This window comes from Hymenobacter polaris (assembly GCF_012927305.1).
GTDB classification, from domain to species: domain Bacteria; phylum Bacteroidota; class Bacteroidia; order Cytophagales; family Hymenobacteraceae; genus Hymenobacter; species Hymenobacter polaris.
In genome coordinates, this window is the sequence record NZ_JABBGH010000001.1 from 1,852,429 (window position 1) to 1,869,702 (window position 17,274).

Below are 17,274 nucleotides of genomic sequence, written 5' to 3' on the forward strand. Positions count from 1 at the left end.
GCGGATGAAACTAGGCTTACAGTTCGGCCAGCCTACGGCACCCCACGGGCGGCCAACTTGCGTATAGGGCATAGTATTTGCCCAAAGCTACGCCGCCCTCCCCTAGCCCACCCGCCCACCCTATGACGAACAGCTTACACCTGCTAATCGAGCAGCTCGACCGGGCCACCACGCGCGCCCTGGCCACCGCCGAGGCCCTAGGGCCCCGCGCCTACGTGGCGCCAGTGCCCGGCCAGTGGGCCGCCGCCCAGGTTGTTCACCACCTGCTGACGGCCGAAAAAAGCATTACCTACGCGCTGCGCAAAGCCCTGGCCGCCGACCACGACACCTGGCGCCTCAGCACGGTGGGCACCCGCGCGCGCGCGCTGCTGCTGCGCCTGGGGCTGCGCCTGCCGGGCCTGCGGTTTAAGGTGCCGCCCACGCTGCCGCCCCCGCCCCAGCCCGAAACCATTGCGCCCCTGCCCGAGTTGCGCCAGCAGTGGGCCGGCATCCGGCGCGAGTTGGAGCAAGTGCTGCACGAGTTTCCGGGCAATAAGCTGCGCCACACCGTGTTTCGGCACCCTAGGGCCGGCTGGCTCACGCTGGACCAAACTATCACGTCGGTACTCGACCACACCCTGCACCACCAGCAGCAGCTCAACCGCATCACCAAGGCGCTGGGAAAGTGAACAATGTGGAGATGTGGGAAATGTGAGAATGTGGGAAATGTAGAGATACAAAAATGGCTCTTATATTTCCTATCATTCTCACATTTCCCACATCTCTACATTCTTACCATTTCCTACATTTCTTCTTCCTGCATCGCGGCGGCCAGCTCGGCGGGCGGGGCTGTGAGCTTGCGGCGGCCGAGGTCGAGCCAGGCGCCATCTACCGTGACGATGGCGGCGGGCTGCCCGTTGGCTTTGTAAATGGTGTGCTCGATGGTCCAGCGGGCACCGCCCGGCGTTTGGCTGACCACGCGGCCCTCCACCCGGATGGTTTCACCACCGTGCAGCTCCTTGAGGTACTTGGTTTCTTCGCGAAACAGGATGGGCCCTAGGCGCAGGGCGGCAAACCGGGCCACGTCGAAGCCCAGGCTGGCCAGCCAGTGCACGCGCTGGTCGGCGGCAAAGTCGGCGTAGGCCGAGTGGCGCATGTGGCCGTTGGGGTCCAGCTCGGCCCAGCGCACGGTATAAGTTTGGGAGTGGTGCGACATATAGTAACTGATTAGGAGAGGTGCCTGGTGGTTGCAAAACAGCCGGCTGCGCCTTTGCTACGCCTTGCCCTCGGATAGTAGGCACACTAGCGAGGCCGGGTTGGGCTGCGCGGGGTGCTTTTGGGTTGTCGGTTGCAGCGAGTAACAGCCGCTACTCAATTGCTGGCTCAAAGCCGCCGGCCAGCGTGAGGCGCACCAGGTACTGCCCGCCTTCGTCGTGGCCCAGGAAATCGACTTCGTAGCCGGCCTGGCGGGCGGCGTCTTCCAGCAGCTGCCCGTCGATGAACAGCCACGGAAAAGGGTTACCGACCTGCTTTTTGTATTCAAACTGGTACTCGACTTCGCCGTAATAGTCGGCGTTCAGGTTAAGATTGAGCGCCCCGTCCTCGTCGGTAAATAGGTACTGGATGTCGGTGGAAGTGGCCAGGATTTGACCGCCGGGAGCCAGCAGCGTGCGGGCGTGGGCCAAGAGCTTGTCGAGGCCGCCCAGGGTGCCGGCCAGCCCTAGGCCATTCATTAGCAGCAAGATGGTATCGAAGGGCAGCTCTTGCGCAGCGCGCTGGTAGTGGATGTCGTGCTGGGCCGCCTGGCGCACGCCGCGGGCCTGCATCACTTGCACAGCGCCGGCCGAGTGGTCAATGGCCTTTACGTCGGCGAAGCCGCGGCTTTGCAGCTCCAGCGAGTGGCAGCCGGCGCCGGCGCCCAGGTCGAGTACCCGGCCGCGGCACTCGTCGAGGGCCTGGCGCTCCAGCTCGGGCATAGCCAGCAGGGTGCGGAAAAAATAGGCGGCGGGCAGGGCCTCGTCGTCGGCCGCCGAGCAGTGCACGGTGAGGGCCGCCGCGTGGTGGCCGTGCTGGTAGTCGAGCAGCGCCTGGCCGAGCAAATCGGGGGCGGCAGAAGGGGCAGAATGGGGCATAAAAACGAGCGCAAGCGAGGGCCGGCCTAGCCGCCTAGGGGGCTTTCAACGTAAAACTGCCACTCGCCGCCGGCAAAGGTGCGGCGGCTTTGTGCATCTTTTGCTTCGCCCCGTGGCTACTACTCTCAAGAAAGGCCAGCTGCCCACCAAAATTTGCGCCACCTGCGGCCTCCCGTTCGAGTACCGCAAGAAGTGGCGCAACAACTGGGAAGCCGTGAAATATTGCAGCGAGCGCTGCCAGCGCAACAAGCCCGCCACGGCCCCAGGCGCCTAGGGCTTCCTCACTTTCCAACTCACCACTCACCAATTCACCATTTTGCCGAATGGCCACCAACCTCGATTACCTGAACCCCAACTTGCAGCCGCTGGTGCAGAAAGTAGAAGAGTACCTAGCGGCCAAGGAAGATTTGCGCAAGCTCACGATTGCCGAGCGCAACGAGCCGCTGCACGATGCCGAGGTAAATGCTGCTGCCCAGGTCTTTGAGATGCGCCCCCCCACCGGCTCGTTCGACCAGCACGACGACGAGCTGCGCCAGCGCCACCAGAACGTGCAGGACGACCTGCAGCGCCTCAGCGCCGAGGTGCTGGCCCTACTGCCCACCCGCGACGAGTGGGTGAAGGTAAACCTAGGCTACGGCCCCAGCCGCGTGGGCGCCTGGCGCGTGCCCAACCTCCAAAACCCGCAGCAGGAAAACTACGAAATCCGCATTGTGGTGTAGCCCTAGGGACCCTGAGTAAACAATTAAAAAGAACGTCATGCTGAGCCTGCCGAAGCATCTCTACCGGGTAACTAACTTCTAACGTTAGAGTTACTTGTGCGGAAGAGATGCTTCGGCAGGCTCAGATGACGTTCTGATTTTCTGATGATTACACCCCTAGGACCCTCTCCCCTACTTCACCCACTTATCGGTGCGGAAGGGCGGAGTGGGCAGGCCGGCGCGGTTGTAGAGCGTGCCGCTGGGGTTATCGGCCCAGTCGTAGCGCACGGCCACGGGGTGGGGCACCTGGGGGCTTTCGACCACCACTTCGGTACCCACCAGGCGGGCAGTGGCCCAGTGAAACTGCTGGTCGGCCCCGGCCACGGCGAAGCCTTGCAGCTGGCCGCCTTTGGCCACCAAGCCACCCCCTAGGGTAGCGGGTGCGAAGCGCACGCGCGCCGCCGCGCCCGTCACGGCCAGGCCGGCGTAGGTGGGGCCGCGGTCGGGCGGGGCGGTGGGGTCGGCGTAGGCTACGCGGCGGGCGGCCAGGGCCAGGCGGTGGCCCACGTCCTGCTTGTTGTGGGGGTGGATGTCGTTGGCCACGCCCAGGTCGATGGCGGTGGCCATGCCGGTGCGGGGCAGGGCTAGGGCGGCGGTTTGGGCCTCGCGCAGCTCGGCCCAGGCCGAGGGGCCCGGCTGGGGCTGAGTGGCTAAGTAGTTGGCCAGCTGCACGAATAGGAATGGCAAAGTAGGCTGGCCAAACTGCCGGCGCCAGTCGGTAATCAGGGCCGGAAACAGGCGCTGGTACTGGGCGGCGCGGCCCACGTTGCTTTCGCCCTGGTACCAGATGACGCCTTTAAGGGCCAACGGCCGCAGCGGGGCAATCATGGCGTTGTAGAGCACCGAGGGCGCCTGCGAGCCACCGCCGGGGTAGGGCGGCTGGGGCACCTGCTCGGGGGCCAGGCCCAGTTGGTACTGCCAGGGGCCGGCCAGCGGCAGCACGCCCGCGGCGCCGGTAGCCTGCATGGCCGGGCCGCCCGCCAAGCCCCCACCCCCACCCGTATCTACTACGCGCACTACCAGCACGTTGCGGCCGGCGCGCACCAGCGCCGCCGGCACCTGGTAGGTGCGCGCCACCGAGTAGCCGGCCGTGTGCCCCACCAGCTGCCCGTTGAAGTAGGTGCTGTCGGCGTCGTCAATCTGGCCCAGGCTCAGCGTCAGGGGCTGGCCGGCGGCCGCGGCGGGCAGGTCCAGCTCTTTCCGAAACCACACGATGCCGTCGTAGGTACCCAGGCCGGGCTGGCTTTCCCAAATGCCAGGCACCGGCATGGTAGGCCAGGCGCGGGCGTCGGTGGCGGGGTCGGCCCAGCTGGGGCCGGTGGGCGGGTAGCCGCGGTCGTGGGCGCGGCCGTGCAGCAGCTCTTGCTGGCGCGTTTCGTAGGTGCGCTGGTCGTCGGCCAGGCTGGTGGTGCGCTGGGCAAAGCCGGCGAGCGCGGGCTGAAACTCGGGGAAGGCCCCTAGGCCCTCGGCGCTCACCCAGGCCTCGGCCGGCGTGCCGCCCCAGCTGCTCACCACCAGCCCGATGGGCACCTGGTACTGTTGCAGCAAGTCGCGCCCAAAAAAGTAGGCCACCGCCGAAAAGCTAGCCACCGTGGCCGGGCTGCACACCTCCCAGCCGGTGGTGGGCACCTCGGCCTGGGGGCGGTAGGCCAGGGCCTGGCTCACCGTGAGCACCCGCAGGCGCGGGTAGTTGGCGGCGGCTATTTCCTGGTCGGCGTTCTGCACCGGCTGGTAGCCGTTGGCATTGGGGTCCTTCACCTTAAACTGCATGTTCGACTGCCCCGAGGCCAGCCACACGTCACCCACCAGCACGTCGGTTAGCTCCAACGTATTCTGCCCTCTCACGGTGAGGGTGTAGGGACCACCGGCCGGCGTGGCCGGCAGCGTGGCCTGCCAACGGCCCTGGGCATCGGGCGCACTGGCCGGATAGGTGCGGCCCCGAAACGTGACGCTGACCGCCTCGCCCGGCGCGGCCCAGCCCCACACCGGCACCGGGCGGTCGCGCTGCAGCACCATGTGGTTGCCCACCAGGCTGGGCAGGCGCACCGTGGCGTGGGCCCCTAGGGTAGGTAGCGCTAGCAAAGCCGCCCCGGCGGCGTGGCGAAAAATCTTCATAAGGGTGGGTGGAAAAAAGGCTCGGCAGCAACCCCCAGGGGGCCCCGGCACCCCGGCGGGCGCGGGGCGAAGGTCGGCAAAAGCGTGAGATTTGGGGTAGTATTATTTCGGCAAAAAATTGGCGGCGGGCCAGGCGGCAGCCAGCATTTATAGCTCAGCAATCAGTTGCTTTCAGTAGATTCGCCGGCATGAAGCCTTTTCCCACCCTCCTGGCCCTAGGCCTGCTAGCGGGCGCCGGCGCGGCCCACGCCCAGCGCAAGCCCGCCCCGGCTACCAGCGGCAACCCCATTTTCCCCGGCTGGTACGCCGACCCCGAGGTCGCCATCTTCGGCAAAGAGTACTGGATTTACCCCACCTACTCGGCACCCTACAACCAGCAGGTGTACCTGGATGCCTTTTCCTCGCCCGACTTGGTGCATTGGACCAAGCACCCGCGCGTGCTAGACACGGCAGCCGTGAAGTGGGCGCACCGCGCTATGTGGGCGCCCGCCATCGTGACTAAGGGCGGCAAATACTACCTCTTTTTCGGGGCCAACGACTACCACCCCGAGAAGCTCAACGAGCCGCCGGGAGGCATTGGCGTGGCGGTGGCCGACAACCCCGCCGGGCCCTTTAAGGACCTGCTGGGCAAGCCGCTGGTGGGCACCATCGAAAACGGCGCCCAGCCCATCGACCAGTTCGTGTTTCACGACCCCAAGGACGGCCAGTACTACCTGGTGTACGGCGGCTGGCAGCACTGCAACATCGCCCACCTCACCGACGATTTTACGGGCTTTGTGCCCTTCGCCGACGGCGTTACCTTCAAGTCCATCACCCCCGATAAGTATGTGGAGGGCCCGCTGATGTTCCGTCGCCAGGGCAAGGTGTACTTCATGTGGAGCGAGGGCGGCTGGACCGGCCCCGACTACTCGGTGGCCTACGCCATCGGCGACTCGCCCTTCGGCCCCTTCGAGCGAGTGGGCAAAATATTGCAGCAGGACCCCCAGGTGGGCACCGGCGCCGGCCACCACTCAGTCATCAACGTGCCGGGCACCGACCGCTGGTACATCGTGTATCACCGCCACCCCCTGGGCGACAAAGACGGCAACCACCGCCAGGTGTGCATCGAGGAAATGCACTTCGACAAAAACGGCCGCATCGAGCCAGTAAAGCTGACCACCACCGGCGTAGCCGCGCAGCCGCTGAAGTAGAAGCTAGCCAAACAGGCGGTCATGCTCATCTGGCGTCCGCCTGCCGAAGCATCTCTACCGCGCCGCCTAGGGTATCGTTCGGTAGAGATGCTTCGGCAGGCGGACGCCAGATGAGCATGACCGCCTGTTTGCTTCGCTGGTCTACCGGCCGAAGTCGTCCTGCACGCGCACGATGTCGTCCTCGTCAGAGGGCTGCTCGGCGTGGGTGTGCTGCCAGATTTCGGCCACTACGCCCCAGCCGGCCAGGCCCACCAGGCGGTGGCGCTGGCCCTGGGTGAGCATAATCTGCTCGCCGGGCTGGTAGTCTTTCACCTCGCCCTCGGTGTCGGTGTCGCTGATGGCGATGCCCACGGGGCCCTCCACCACGCGCCAGATTTCGGCGCGGCGGTGGTGGTACTGCCAGCTCAGGCGCTGGTGGGGCGCTACAAGCAGAATTTTGGGGCTGAGCTTGCCCGAGATGCGCAGGTTCTCGACGGGCAGGCCGCTGAAATACTGGTCGGCAAACTCCTGGGCCTGGTCTTCGTCGAGCACGAAAAAGCCGCCCCAGGGGCGCGACTGGTCCTGACGGTCGATGCGGAAGCCCTGGGCGAGTAGGCGCTGCTCCACGTCCTGGAATAAAGCTTGTTTTTGGGGGCTGGTGTCGGCCATGCGGCGAAAGAGAAAGGTGAAACAGATGTAAAAGTAGCCGCGGCGGCCCTAGGGCTGGCGGTATAGCACCCCACCCTTCATGACGAGGCGCACCTGGCGCAGGGCCTGCACCTGGCGGGTGGGGTCGCCGGCCACTGCCACCAAGTCGGCCAGCAGGCCGGGCGCCACGCGGCCGCGGTCGGGCAGGTGCAGCAGGCGGGCGTTGCCGCTGGTGGCGGCTTGCAGCACCTCCAATGGCCCTAGGCCATAGTCGGTTACGAGCAGCTCCAGCTCGCGGGCGTTGTCGCCGTGCGGAAACACGCCCACGTCGCCACCCATCACCAGGGCCACGCCAGCCTGGCGGGCGGCCTCCAGGGCGCGGTGCTTGGCTTCGACGCGGGCGGGCGCGGGCTCCTGGCCCTTTTTCCAGCCCCGGTACTGCGAAGTGGCATCCGTAGCGGCCACGGTGGGGCACAGCGCCACGCCGCGCTGCCTCATCAGCCGGAAGACTTCGGGCGTGCCGCCGTCGCCGTGCTCAATGGTTTCGACGCCGGCCAGCGTGGCGCGGCGCATGCCCTCGGCGGTGCTGGCGTGGGCCACCACGCCGCGCCCACTGCTGCGCGCCGTTTGCACCACCAGCGTCAACTCTTCGAGCGAGTAGGTGGGCTGCGCGGTTTCGCCCGGCCCCCAGCGGTAGTCGGCGTACACCTTCACCACATCGGCCCCGCGCCCGATTTGCTCGCGCACGGCCTGCACCAGGCTGGGGCCATCGGCCTCCTGGGCGCCGCGGGGCAGGTCGTCTACGGCCGCCAAGTGGGGGCCGTAGCTGCCGGTAGCTACCAGCGCCCGCGTGGCCACCAGCAGCCGAGGGCCCGGAATGATACCTTGGTCAATGGCCTGTTTGAGGCCCACGTCAGCGTAGCCCGCGCCCTCGGTGCCCAGGTCGCGGGCAGTAGTGAATCCGGCCAGCAGCGTGCGCTGGGCGTGTACGGTGGCGCGGGCCACGCGTAGGGCCAGCGGCTCCTTCAGCACCTGGTCGTCCCAGGGCGTTTCGTTGTAGGGGTGCAGCAGCAGGTGCGAGTGCCCCTCGATGAGGCCCGGCAGCAGCGTGAGGCCGGGCAGCTCCAGCACGGTAGCGCCGGCCGGCGCCGCCAGGGTGGCGGTAGGACCGGCGGCGGTTATTCTCTGTCCCTCCACTAGCACTGCCCAGCCAGGGTGCAGCGCCTCGCCATCGAACACGGCGGCCGGGCGCAGCAGCGTAGCAGTGGGCGGCATGGCGCTGGCCTGCGGCTGGGCACGGGCTCCTAGGGCCAGCAGGCAGAGGAAGAGCAGGTTTTTGAGCACGGTATAGCTAGGCAAATAATTAATTTAGGACGTCATGCTGAGCTTGCCGAAGCATCTCTACCGCGCCGCTTAGGGGGTCGTTCGATAGAGATGCTTCGGCAAGCTCAGCATGACGTTCTGGCAATTTCCTGGAGAATTTCCCTACTCGCCCGGATGATACTGCCGCTCCACGTGTTTAGCTACGTCCTCGGGGTAAAACCAGACCTCCTTGAACTGCCCGTTGCAGTATAGCGGAGCTTGGTCGGTGAAGTGGGGCGAGTCGGGTCGGCTGGCGCTGCCGCCCGTCACTACCGAGCGGGCCACCACCCTAGGGCCAAACTCCACCACTGCCACGAAGCTGTTGCCCACGTAGCCGTAGCGCTTCTTGGTGCCGGGCTGGGTGCGCGCCCCGAAGGCCGCCAGGCTGCCCCAGGCCGACGAGGTGAAGGCTACCGGCAGGCTAGGCTGCTGGTCGTCAAAGGCTTCGTCGATGCGGCCGGTCAGGCGCTGGTAGCGGTTTACCTCGCCCCAGGGCACTTGCCACTTGCCAAAGTCGCGGCGCAGCTCGGCCAGGGTTTCGGCCAGGGCCTGGGTTTTCTCGTCGGGCGTGGTATGCTCGATGATAAATTTGGTGAAGCTGATATAGTCCAGCACCTGCCCGGCCGGCACGCGGGGCCGCGCCAGGCGCTGAATACGCTCGCCCCAGTAAATGGCCAGGGTTTGGGCCACCGACTCTTTGCTGTAGTTCAGGTCCCAGGTGCGCAAGATGGGCAGGGCCTCCTCCACGCCCTCGGGTAGGGTGCCGCCGGGCTCGTCGAGCAGCAGCTGGCAGTCGCGCAGCAGCGAGGGAATTAGCTCCTCGAAGCCCATGAGGCGCGGGTTGTCGGCGGCCGCCACCAGCGTGTCGAGCGTGAAGGCTTGGGGTCGGCTCAGCACCCGCACGGCATTGAGGGCGCGGTAGTTCTCGGCATCGGGCGCCATGTAGCTGGGATACTGGCTTTTGGCGGGGCTGCTACCCGGCCCCGCCACCGTGAAGGGCGTCGAGTTGCAGTTTTGGATGAAGCCGCTGGCCGGGTTTTTCACCTGTACCAGCTCCTCTAAGGGGTGCAGGCCCTGCCACTCGGTGGCGGCGGTGCTGCCATCCACGGGCTGGCTGAAATCGGGGCCCGCCGGCCGGCGGGGCATAAAGTTGCCGTGCCAGTAGGCAATCGTGCCTTGGTTGTCGGCAAAGACGGTGTTGTTGCTGGCGTTGCCGTTCAGGCGCATCACCTCGCGGTAGCTGGCGTAGTCGCGGGCCTTGGTGCGCAGGTACGACTGCTCGAGGGCGGCCAGCGGCGCGTCCATTATCCTCACGGTTAGCCACTTGTCGCCCACCTGACCCACCACCGGCCCGTGCCCGGTGCGGTAAGTGGTGAAGCGCCGCTGGCGCAGCTGCCCGCCGTCGAGGTAGCGCAGGGTAATGGTATCGGCCGCCAGCGGCACCTGCTTGCCCGCGTAGAGGTAGGTGCGGCGGCCATCGGGCTGCTCACTCACCGTTTCGAGGTACTCGTCCATCGTGTCGGCCTGGCTGCTGGTGTGCATCCAGCCGCAAGTGGCGTTAAATCCTTGGTACACAAAGAACTGCCCCCACGTCACGGCGCCGTAGGCGTTCAGCCCGGCCTGGCTCGTCACCTGCACCTCGGAGCGGAAGTAGAACGAGGTGTGCGGATTAAGTAGCAGCAGCGGGTGGCCGCTGGCGCTCTTGCTGGGCCCAATGGCGAAGCCGTTGGAGCCGGTGGGCTCCTGCTCGGCCCGCTCGAAGGCCAGGCGGGCGTCGGCCGCGGCTACCGCCGCCCTAGGGGTCGGCACGGGGCGAAAGGAGGTACCCTTCTGCTGGCTGTAAAAGGCCTTGAGGCGCTCCAGGGGCACTACGCTCACGTTGCCGCCAATGCTGCCCTCGCTGAAGAGCAGCGGCATCCAGGGCTGGAAGCGTAGCAGGCGCCGCGGGTGCACCTGGGGGTGGGTGGCCAGGTAGTAGTTGGTGCCGTCGGCGAAGGCCTGGAGCAAGTCCTTCATCCAGCGCGGGCTGCGGCGTAGGGTAGCCACCGCCCGCGTCGAATCCATGAACAAGTGCTGGCGCAGGTCTTCGTAAAGCGCGGCCTCGCCCTTTACCTCGGCCTGGCGCCCTAGGGCCGTCAGGTAGTTGTCCTCGACCCGCGCAAAATCGTCCTCGCACTGCGTGTAGAGCAGCCCAAAAACTGCGTCGGCGTCGGTTTTGCCGCTGATGTGGGGCACGCCCCAAGTATCGCGCACGATGCTGACGCGCTGCGCCTGCTGCCGCCAGCGGGCCACTTCGGCAGGGGTAAATGACTGGGCCTGCGCGGCGCCCGCCGCCAGAAGCAGCGGCAATAAAAAACGTTTTTGCATTACCAACTAGCCCCCACCAGGATTTTGCCCCGGCCGCGGCCTAGGCGCAAGTTAGGGAATGGGCTAGTTCGTTTGACTAAACGAGAACATCCTGCTCAGTTGGCGTCCGCTGGCCGAAGCATCCCTCTCACGCCATACTGTGCAGGAGAGAGACTTTGGCCAGCGGACGCCAGCTGAGCAGGACGTTCCTATTATATTTTCCGTAACTCTTCCCTAGCCCTTTTGCAGCGCCGGCAACAGCGTATTTTTCATATAAGCCGCGCTTTGCGTAATGCTCTGGTAGGCGTCGAGGCTGAAGTTTTCCTGCTCCATAAACAGGTGCTTCAACCCGGCCTCCTGGGCATGGGCGGCTAGCTGGCGGAAGTCAATCGAGCCAGTACCGATTTCCGTGTTCAGCTCGGGGCGCGTCTTGTTCATGTCCTTCACGTGCCAGAGCGGGAAGCGCCCGGGGTGCGCCTTTATCAACTCCAGCGGGTCTTGGCCGGCGCGCACCACCCAGTAGATATCCATCTCAAAGTCAACCAGCTTGGGGTCGGTTTCCTTCAGCAGCACCTCGTAGAGCGTGGTGCCCCCTAGGGGCTTAAACTCGAAGTTGTGGTTGTGGTAGCCGATGCGCAGGCCGGCCGCCTGGCAGCGCTTGCCAGCCTGGTTGAGGCGGCTGGCGATGGTTTTGAAGTCGGCCACCGATTGCAGCAGCTTGCCATCGAGCGAAGGCACCACCACGTAGGTTTGGCCGCAGCCCTTGGCCGCCGCAATAATGCCGTTCAGTTCTGTTTCGCTGCCGTCGCGGAAGTAGCCGTCCAGCCCGTAGTGGCCGCTGGGCGTGGTCAGCCCCTGGGCCGCCAGCGCCGCCTTAAACTCGGCGGGCTGCATGCCCCAGAAGCCAGTAGCGGGGCTGTAGCCGTAGGTTTCTACCTCCTGGTAGCCAGCCTGGGCCACCTTGGCCAGCACGCTTTTGGTGCTCTGCCCAATGTAGTCGCGCAGCGAATACAGCTGGATGCCCACCTTCGTGATGGCGGCGGCAGGGGCGGCCAGCAACTGGCCCGGCTGGGCGTAGGCCACGGCGGCCAGCGCACCTGCTTGCTTCAGAAACTCTCGGCGTTTGGTCATAGGGTTCAAGTATTTATGCTGGCTACTTTCGCGCACGGCGCGGGCCATGTGCCGAAAGTAATAAGCAGCATTTTAGTGGGGGAAAGTGGCGAGCAACTATCGGCCAAGGGAATCTGCCGAACTGCTGCTTGTCGGCCTGGCACCAGGGCAGCAGGGATTGCCGGCAAATTACTATTTTTTCATTACCCAGCCCAACAATATGCCAAAGCTAAAAGCCTTATGCTACCCAGCCCGCTGGCAAATGCTTATCTTCATGTTACCCTGGCAATCCTAGTGCCAACCCGTTCAATCCCTATTTCCAAACAGTTATTATCCAACTAGGCAATAGCACTGAAATGCTGATGACCAAGTGCCTAAAGCAAATGTTTCGCCTACTACAATTTAAGCCTAAGTGCCGGCGGCAATGGGTAGGCGCTACTTTCGCAGCCTGGAATTTGGATTAGCTGGTGAGGGCCCCCAGGGAGCGGGCATAAAAAAAGGCGAACAGCAGAGCCATTCGCCTTTCCAACCAAAACACCTTAAAAAACTATTCTTTCACGTCAGTACAAACAAGCAACCGGCTAAAAGATTCCGGTTAATTCGACATTTTTCTATCACTTGTTTATAAAAAATTGATTTTTAGCTTTGAAAACCAACGACGCTTCACCTAATCCCCCCAATTCGGAGTTTATGCGCGAGGCCATCCGGCTGTCGCTCGAAAAGATGCAAGCTGGCTATGGCGGACCCTTCGGCGCCGTGGTGGTGAAGGACGGGCAGATTATCGCTCGCGGTTTCAACCAGGTCACCAGCACCAATGACCCCACCTGTCACGCCGAAATCGACGTTATCCGCAAGGCCTGCCAGGTGCTGGGCAGCCACCAGCTCGACGGCTGCGACCTCTACACCAGCTGCGAGCCCTGCCCCATGTGCCTGGGCGCCATCTATTGGGCCCGGCCCGCCCGCGTGTTCTATGCCAACACCAAGGCCGACGCGGCCGCCGTGGGCTTCGACGACCAGTTCATCTACGACGAAATTGAGAAACCCCTCAACCAGCGCCGCCTGCCCATGCAGCAATTGCTGCGCGACGAGGCCCTAGGGTCCTTCCGCGCCTGGCAGGAGCACGAAAGCAAAACGCACTACTAGACCACGGATTACGCAGATTCGAGCGGGTTTCACGGATTTTGTGGACGATTAAAGCTTGAACTATCAGCAATGAAGTCGAAAAAAAAGGCCACCCAACTGGGTGGCCTTTTGCTTGTAGCAGCTACAAACGGTATGCTGCGAACTCGTCCACAAAATCCGTAAAATCCGCTCGAATCTGCGTAATCCGTGATTTTAGACGTCGAGCTTGGCGTACTTGGCGTTTTGCTCGATGAAGTCGCGGCGGGGGGCTACCTCGTCGCCCATCAGCATCGAGAAGAGGTGGTCGGCCTCGGCGGCCGAGTCCACGGTTACTTGCTTGAGCGAGCGCGTGGCGGGCTGCATGGTGGTGGTCCAAAGCTGCTCGGCGTTCATTTCGCCCAGGCCCTTGTAGCGCTGCACGTTCACGGTTTCGGGCTTGCCGCGGCCGATTTCCTCAGTGGCGGCCACGCGGTCCTCCTCGCTCCAGCAGTAGCGTTCCTCCTTGCCGCGCTTCACCAGGTAGAGCGGCGGCAGGGCGATGTAGATGTAGCCCTGGTCCACCAGCTGGCGCATGTAGCGGAAGAAGAACGTCAGAATCAGCGTGCGAATGTGCGAGCCGTCAATATCCGCATCGGTCATGATGATGATTTTGTGGTAGCGCAGCTTGTCGAAGTTCAGCGGCCCGGTTTCGTTGCCCTCGTCGTCGGTGCCGAAGGCCAGCGACTTGCGCTCGTTGAACGTGACCCCTAGGGCGGTAATCATGTTCTTGATTTCCTCGTTTTCTAGAATCTTGTGCTCCTGGGCTTTCTCCACGTTCAGGATTTTACCGCGCAGCGGCAGAATGGCCTGGAACGCCCGGTTGCGGCCCATTTTGGCGGTGCCGCCGGCCGAGTCACCTTCTACCAGGTACAGCTCGCACACCTCGGGGTCCGAGTCCGAGCAGTCGGCCAGCTTACCGGGCAACGAGTTGGAGCCCAGCACGTTCTTGCGCTGCACCATGTCCTTGGCCTTGCGGGCCGCGATGCGCGCCTTGGCCGCCAAAATCACTTTGTCCATGATTTTGTTGGCCTGGTTGGGGTTTTCCTCCAGGTACTGCGCCAGGATTTCGCCCACCACCGAGTTCACCGCGCCGCTCACTTCCGAGTTGCCCAGCTTGGTCTTGGTTTGGCCCTCGAACTGCGGCTCCTGCACCTTCACCGAGATAACGGCCGTAAGGCCCTCGCGGAAGTCGTCGCCGGTGATGTCCACCTTGGCTTTTTCGAAGAGCTTGCTCTTGTCGCCGTAATTCTTAAGCACCCGCGTCACGGCCGAGCGGAAGCCCGCCACGTGCGTGCCGCCCTCGTGGGTGTTGATGTTGTTGACGTAGCTGTACACGTTCTCCTGGTAGGAGGTATTGTACTGCAAGGCCACTTCCACGGGCGTGCCGCCCTTCTCGCTTTCCACGTAAATGGGCTCGGCCAGCAGCGAGGGCCGCTCAGTACCGTCGAGGTACTGCACGAAGTCGCGCAGGCCGCCCGTGGAGTAAAACTCCTCGTAGCGGAAGCCTTCGGCGTTGGCATGCCCTAGGGCCGCGTCGCCGGTCAACACTTCGCGCCGGTCGGTAAGAGTAATGCGGATGCCTTTGTTGAGGAACGACAAGTCGCGCAGACGGCTGGCGATGGTGGCGTAGCGGTACTCCGTATCGGCAAAAATGGTGGGGTCGGGCAAGAACTGCACCTGCGTGCCGTGCTCCTCAGTGTCGCCGATTTCCTTCACCGGGTACAGGGGCGCGCCGATGCTGTATTCCTGCTCGTACACGTGGCCCTTGCGGCGCACGGTCACTTTCAGCTCGGTGCTGAGCGCGTTCACGCAGCTCACGCCCACGCCGTGCAGGCCGCCCGATACCTTGTAGCTGTCCTTGTCAAACTTGCCGCCGGCGTGCAGCACGGTCAGCACCACTTCCAGGGCCGAGCGGCCCTCCTTGGCGTGGAAATCGACGGGAATGCCCCGGCCGTTGTCGCGGACGGTAATCGAGTTGTTTTCGTTGATGGTAACCTGAATCAGGTCGCAGTGCCCGGCGAGGGCTTCGTCGATGGAGTTGTCCACCACTTCCCACACCAGGTGGTGCAGGCCTTTGATACCCGTGTCGCCGATGTACATGCTCGGGCGCTTGCGCACCGCTTCCAGCCCTTCCAGCACTTGAATGCTATCGGCCGAGTAGTCGGCGGCGGGAGCTTGTTTTTCTACTACTTCACTCATGCGAGAGGGGGTTAAACCGACCGAAAATGCGGTCAGAAAGAGAACATCCAAAGGTAGGCTTTTAGCTCCATTTAGCCTAGCTTTCGGCCGGGATTTTTGCAGCTGCGGCAACAACCAAAAAAGCCCTTGCCAAGGTCAGCAAGGGCTTTTTTAGGGGCGCTACGCTTCCAACAGAAAGCCGAAAACTGTGGGAAATTCAGTAACTTTTCTACTGACAATTAGAGCCAGTTATCCCAACCCAAAAAGCTGACTGTTAGCTGATTGGGCATTGGTTAAGCAGGTTGCCAGAACCGGCTTCGACCAAGCTAGAATTAAAAAATATTCCTAACTTATTTATTATCAATTGGTAGCAGCCATCATTCACTCGCTTTTGAGCGCCCAGACGCGCTATGTCCCGCATCTTCGTGCCTTTAGCTACTTGGCCAGCGACAATAGGCACGAAGATGCTCAAACCAAGCGTCGGCACCAACAACTTATGGTCGAATTCCGACTTCGAATAGTGGAAGTAAGACAATAGGTTGCCCACATTGGCGGCGGGGAACGTGCCTACTATCCTCGCTATAGCACATTATCGGCGCAGCAATGGCGCAATCGGCGCAGCAATAGCGCAGCTTCTTATCTGCATGTGGCGCTGGGGGTGGCCCTAGGAGTGGAATAGCCATGCTAAGCTGGTTTGAGGCAGAACTACACCGGTGAAAACAGCGCTTATCCGCGCTGCAATCGCACGGCTGCACGCATCGAAAGCCGCATCGCCTGGCAGCTTCACCCGCCTCTATCCGCTTACGGAACGGCCTCCTGCGCACTTGGTACCACTAGGCGCGCAGGTCTAGCCACAACTACCTATCCTTGTGCAGCATAGCGGCACTTCAGCTTAGCGCTGTGCCGCACAGTTTTCTTCATATACTAAAGAGCCTCGTTGGTATCCGGCAGGGTTTACTAGGCAATCATAGCAGATAATAAGAAGCAAAATAGGTGTTTTCACAGATTTAAAATCTGTGAAAACACCTATTTTGTCGTTTTTCGCTATATAGGAAATTTGACCTGTCATTTATGCTATTTCTGCCATGTCACTCAGTTCTGCTTTTGGGCCAAATGCCCAAACCCCCGAGCAGCGCGCCCTGGTGCTAGCTCGGATGAAGCAAGCCTTGCCGCACATACGCCGGCGCCTTTCGCCCGCTGCGCAGCAGCTGCACGCGCGCTACTTAGCTGGCGAGCTAACCTGGCAGCAGGTCTGCCTGGAGCTAGCCAACCTGCCGCCCGCCCAGGCCCGTAGCGCACGCTAGTCGTTACCCATGAAGCTGGCTATCTTTCAGAAGCTGCGCCCCGCCGCGCAGGCGAGCATTGTCTTGGCCATAGGCACTTACCTGCATTATCGCCTAGAGGCCGGCCGAACGGTGCATCTCTATTACCTGGCAGGGGAAGGCAAAGGGTTTTTCATCGAGGTAGCCCATAAGCTACCGCACGGCAGCCCCGTCGTAGTGAACAGCTTTGAGCAATTCGATTTGCTGGCCGACTATGTCACGGCCATCAGCCTACCGGCTAGCTAGCGTACCATCTATCGTCTAAAGTCCAGCGTCGGCCCTCGGGCCGGCAGCTGGCACCAATCACCAATCACCCCAGGCGGCGGGCCCTAGGGCTGCAACGCACCACCGACGTGCGCCTTGGGGCACCCCGGCGCTCCTAGGGCGTTCATTCACCTACGCCTGGCCAGGCACGGCAAGCCCCAGCCTCCCCGGCCGGGGCTTTTAGCAGCTAACGCAGCTGCCCAGCCCGCCTGCCTCCCAAGCCAACGCTCACCCTACTCCCCGGCAGCACCAGTGGCCCCGCGTGGGCCAAGCCATGCGAAGCGGCGGCTGCAGGCACACCCCATCGCACGCGCGGGGGCAGGTGGATGCTGCCTGCAAGACACAAAAAAAGCCCTTAACGGGCTTTTATGCGGGGTTTGTGTGGCCCCAATTGGATTCGAACCAATGACCGGCTGCTTAGAAGGCAGCTGCTCTATCCAGCTGAGCTATGGGGTCAAATCCACTTCATTATAGTCGGGGTGGCAGGATTCGAACCTACGACCTTCTGCTCCCAAAGCAGACGCGATACCGGGCTACGCTACACCCCGAAAAACTAACTATGAGCTGAACTCTATCAAGTATCTGCCTTGGTTAAGAGGCAAATAACTCACAGGTTTAACTTCACCATGCACTAGCGAAGAAGAGATTACTGGCTGCTTCTTCGTAGGTAATCCGTTTGATTGGGACAAAGGTACGCCACGCAGCCTGCACGGGCAATTGCTGGCCAGCA

Annotated in this window: 16 protein-coding genes and 2 tRNA genes; 8 read left to right on the forward strand and 10 right to left on the reverse strand. The window is 63.0% G+C overall.

The genetic code is table 11. The annotated features are described in order from the left end of the window. Nucleotides 1-122 precede the first annotated feature (122 nt). Entirely contained in the window at nucleotides 123-668 is a 546-nt protein-coding gene (locus tag HHL22_RS07905; protein WP_169530382.1) for a DinB family protein, read from the forward strand. Nucleotides 669-781: 113 nt separating this feature from the next. On the opposite strand, the gene HHL22_RS07910 is transcribed toward HHL22_RS07905, so the two are convergent. Together HHL22_RS07910 and HHL22_RS07915 are read right to left on the reverse strand one after the other, a co-directional pair. After that, on the reverse strand, nucleotides 782-1,195 hold the full coding sequence (locus HHL22_RS07910; RefSeq protein WP_169530383.1) for an acyl-CoA thioesterase: 414 nt from the start codon (nucleotides 1,193-1,195) through the stop codon (nucleotides 782-784). A 151-nt stretch (nucleotides 1,196-1,346) separates the two neighbouring features. Continuing rightward, nucleotides 1,347-2,111: a class I SAM-dependent methyltransferase gene (locus HHL22_RS07915; RefSeq protein WP_169530384.1), complete on the reverse strand. Its 765-nt coding sequence runs from the start codon at nucleotides 2,109-2,111 to the stop codon at nucleotides 1,347-1,349. 112 nt (nucleotides 2,112-2,223) lie between these two features. Between HHL22_RS07915 and HHL22_RS07920 the strand changes: the two genes are divergently transcribed. Then, nucleotides 2,224-2,385, forward strand: a complete 162-nt coding sequence (locus HHL22_RS07920) for a DUF2256 domain-containing protein (protein ID WP_169530385.1) — start codon at nucleotides 2,224-2,226, stop codon at nucleotides 2,383-2,385. 49 nt (nucleotides 2,386-2,434) lie between these two features. Continuing rightward, a complete protein-coding gene (locus HHL22_RS07925; RefSeq protein WP_169530386.1) occupies nucleotides 2,435-2,830 on the forward strand; it encodes a hypothetical protein in 396 nt (131 codons plus the stop codon). A gap of 171 nt (nucleotides 2,831-3,001) precedes the next feature. Here the strand turns inward: HHL22_RS07925 and HHL22_RS07930 are convergent, their stop codons facing one another. Next, nucleotides 3,002-4,984 (reverse strand): sialate O-acetylesterase, encoded by a 1,983-nt coding sequence (locus HHL22_RS07930; RefSeq protein ID WP_169530387.1) that lies wholly within the window; start codon nucleotides 4,982-4,984, stop codon nucleotides 3,002-3,004. Nucleotides 4,985-5,172: 188 nt separating this feature from the next. Between HHL22_RS07930 and HHL22_RS07935 the strand changes: the two genes are divergently transcribed. Next, on the forward strand, nucleotides 5,173-6,174 hold the full coding sequence (locus HHL22_RS07935) for a glycoside hydrolase family 43 protein (RefSeq protein ID WP_169530388.1): 1,002 nt from the start codon (nucleotides 5,173-5,175) through the stop codon (nucleotides 6,172-6,174). Between the two features lie 141 nt (nucleotides 6,175-6,315). Here HHL22_RS07935 and HHL22_RS07940 read toward each other — a convergent pair whose 3' ends face one another. From HHL22_RS07940 to HHL22_RS07955, 4 genes are all read right to left on the reverse strand, one after another. Then, nucleotides 6,316-6,822 (reverse strand): cupin domain-containing protein, encoded by a 507-nt coding sequence (locus HHL22_RS07940; RefSeq protein ID WP_169530389.1) that lies wholly within the window; start codon nucleotides 6,820-6,822, stop codon nucleotides 6,316-6,318. A gap of 48 nt (nucleotides 6,823-6,870) precedes the next feature. Next, nucleotides 6,871-8,076, reverse strand: a complete 1,206-nt coding sequence (locus HHL22_RS07945; protein ID WP_169531012.1) for a metal-dependent hydrolase family protein — start codon at nucleotides 8,074-8,076, stop codon at nucleotides 6,871-6,873. A 210-nt stretch (nucleotides 8,077-8,286) separates the two neighbouring features. Continuing rightward, complete coding sequence (locus HHL22_RS07950) at nucleotides 8,287-10,530, reverse strand: penicillin acylase family protein (protein ID WP_169530390.1); 2,244 nt, start codon at nucleotides 10,528-10,530, stop codon at nucleotides 8,287-8,289. 213 nt (nucleotides 10,531-10,743) lie between these two features. Then, on the reverse strand, nucleotides 10,744-11,640 hold the full coding sequence (locus HHL22_RS07955) for a sugar phosphate isomerase/epimerase family protein (RefSeq protein ID WP_169530391.1): 897 nt from the start codon (nucleotides 11,638-11,640) through the stop codon (nucleotides 10,744-10,746). 15 nt (nucleotides 11,641-11,655) lie between these two features. Between HHL22_RS07955 and HHL22_RS07960 the strand changes: the two genes are divergently transcribed. Next, entirely contained in the window at nucleotides 11,656-11,961 is a 306-nt protein-coding gene (locus HHL22_RS07960; RefSeq protein WP_169530392.1) for a hypothetical protein, read from the forward strand. Between the two features lie 348 nt (nucleotides 11,962-12,309). Further along, nucleotides 12,310-12,762, forward strand: coding sequence for a nucleoside deaminase (locus HHL22_RS07965; protein WP_169531014.1), 453 nt, complete (start codon nucleotides 12,310-12,312; stop codon nucleotides 12,760-12,762). Nucleotides 12,763-12,954: 192 nt separating this feature from the next. Here HHL22_RS07965 and gyrB read toward each other — a convergent pair whose 3' ends face one another. Further along, a complete protein-coding gene (gene gyrB / locus HHL22_RS07970) occupies nucleotides 12,955-14,979 on the reverse strand; it encodes a DNA topoisomerase (ATP-hydrolyzing) subunit B (RefSeq protein WP_169530393.1) in 2,025 nt (674 codons plus the stop codon). A 1,064-nt stretch (nucleotides 14,980-16,043) separates the two neighbouring features. Here gyrB and HHL22_RS07975 point away from each other — a divergent pair. Further along, nucleotides 16,044-16,262 (forward strand): hypothetical protein, encoded by a 219-nt coding sequence (locus HHL22_RS07975; protein ID WP_169530394.1) that lies wholly within the window; start codon nucleotides 16,044-16,046, stop codon nucleotides 16,260-16,262. Between the two features lie 9 nt (nucleotides 16,263-16,271). Continuing rightward, on the forward strand, nucleotides 16,272-16,526 hold the full coding sequence (locus tag HHL22_RS07980) for a hypothetical protein (RefSeq protein WP_169530395.1): 255 nt from the start codon (nucleotides 16,272-16,274) through the stop codon (nucleotides 16,524-16,526). 400 nt (nucleotides 16,527-16,926) lie between these two features. Here HHL22_RS07980 and HHL22_RS07985 read toward each other — a convergent pair. After that, nucleotides 16,927-17,000: transfer RNA gene (locus HHL22_RS07985), tRNA-Arg, on the reverse strand. 18 nt (nucleotides 17,001-17,018) lie between these two features. Further along, a tRNA-Pro gene (locus HHL22_RS07990) sits at nucleotides 17,019-17,092 on the reverse strand. Between the last annotated feature and the right edge of the window lie 182 nt (nucleotides 17,093-17,274).

What these genes read in the sequence shown, in the direction of transcription:
- HHL22_RS07950 (WP_169530390.1), bottom strand. Translation starts at nt 10,530, where the DNA reads ATGCAAAAACGTTTTTTATTGCCGCTGCTTCTGGCGGCGGGCGCCGCG.
- HHL22_RS07975 (WP_169530394.1), top strand. Translation starts at nt 16,044, where the DNA reads ATGTCACTCAGTTCTGCTTTTGGGCCAAATGCCCAAACCCCCGAGCAG.
- HHL22_RS07915 (WP_169530384.1), bottom strand. Translation starts at nt 2,111, where the DNA reads ATGCCCCATTCTGCCCCTTCTGCCGCCCCCGATTTGCTCGGCCAGGCG.
- HHL22_RS07960 (WP_169530392.1), top strand. Translation starts at nt 11,656, where the DNA reads ATGCTGGCTACTTTCGCGCACGGCGCGGGCCATGTGCCGAAAGTAATA.
- HHL22_RS07930 (WP_169530387.1), bottom strand. Translation starts at nt 4,984, where the DNA reads ATGAAGATTTTTCGCCACGCCGCCGGGGCGGCTTTGCTAGCGCTACCT.
- HHL22_RS07910 (WP_169530383.1), bottom strand. Translation starts at nt 1,195, where the DNA reads ATGTCGCACCACTCCCAAACTTATACCGTGCGCTGGGCCGAGCTGGAC.
- HHL22_RS07965 (WP_169531014.1), top strand. Translation starts at nt 12,310, where the DNA reads ATGCGCGAGGCCATCCGGCTGTCGCTCGAAAAGATGCAAGCTGGCTAT.
- HHL22_RS07925 (WP_169530386.1), top strand. Translation starts at nt 2,435, where the DNA reads ATGGCCACCAACCTCGATTACCTGAACCCCAACTTGCAGCCGCTGGTG.
- HHL22_RS07905 (WP_169530382.1), top strand. Translation starts at nt 123, where the DNA reads ATGACGAACAGCTTACACCTGCTAATCGAGCAGCTCGACCGGGCCACC.
- HHL22_RS07940 (WP_169530389.1), bottom strand. Translation starts at nt 6,822, where the DNA reads ATGGCCGACACCAGCCCCCAAAAACAAGCTTTATTCCAGGACGTGGAG.
- gyrB (WP_169530393.1), bottom strand. Translation starts at nt 14,979, where the DNA reads ATGAGTGAAGTAGTAGAAAAACAAGCTCCCGCCGCCGACTACTCGGCC.
- HHL22_RS07935 (WP_169530388.1), top strand. Translation starts at nt 5,173, where the DNA reads ATGAAGCCTTTTCCCACCCTCCTGGCCCTAGGCCTGCTAGCGGGCGCC.
- HHL22_RS07945 (WP_169531012.1), bottom strand. Translation starts at nt 8,076, where the DNA reads ATGCCGCCCACTGCTACGCTGCTGCGCCCGGCCGCCGTGTTCGATGGC.
- HHL22_RS07955 (WP_169530391.1), bottom strand. Translation starts at nt 11,640, where the DNA reads ATGACCAAACGCCGAGAGTTTCTGAAGCAAGCAGGTGCGCTGGCCGCC.
- HHL22_RS07980 (WP_169530395.1), top strand. Translation starts at nt 16,272, where the DNA reads ATGAAGCTGGCTATCTTTCAGAAGCTGCGCCCCGCCGCGCAGGCGAGC.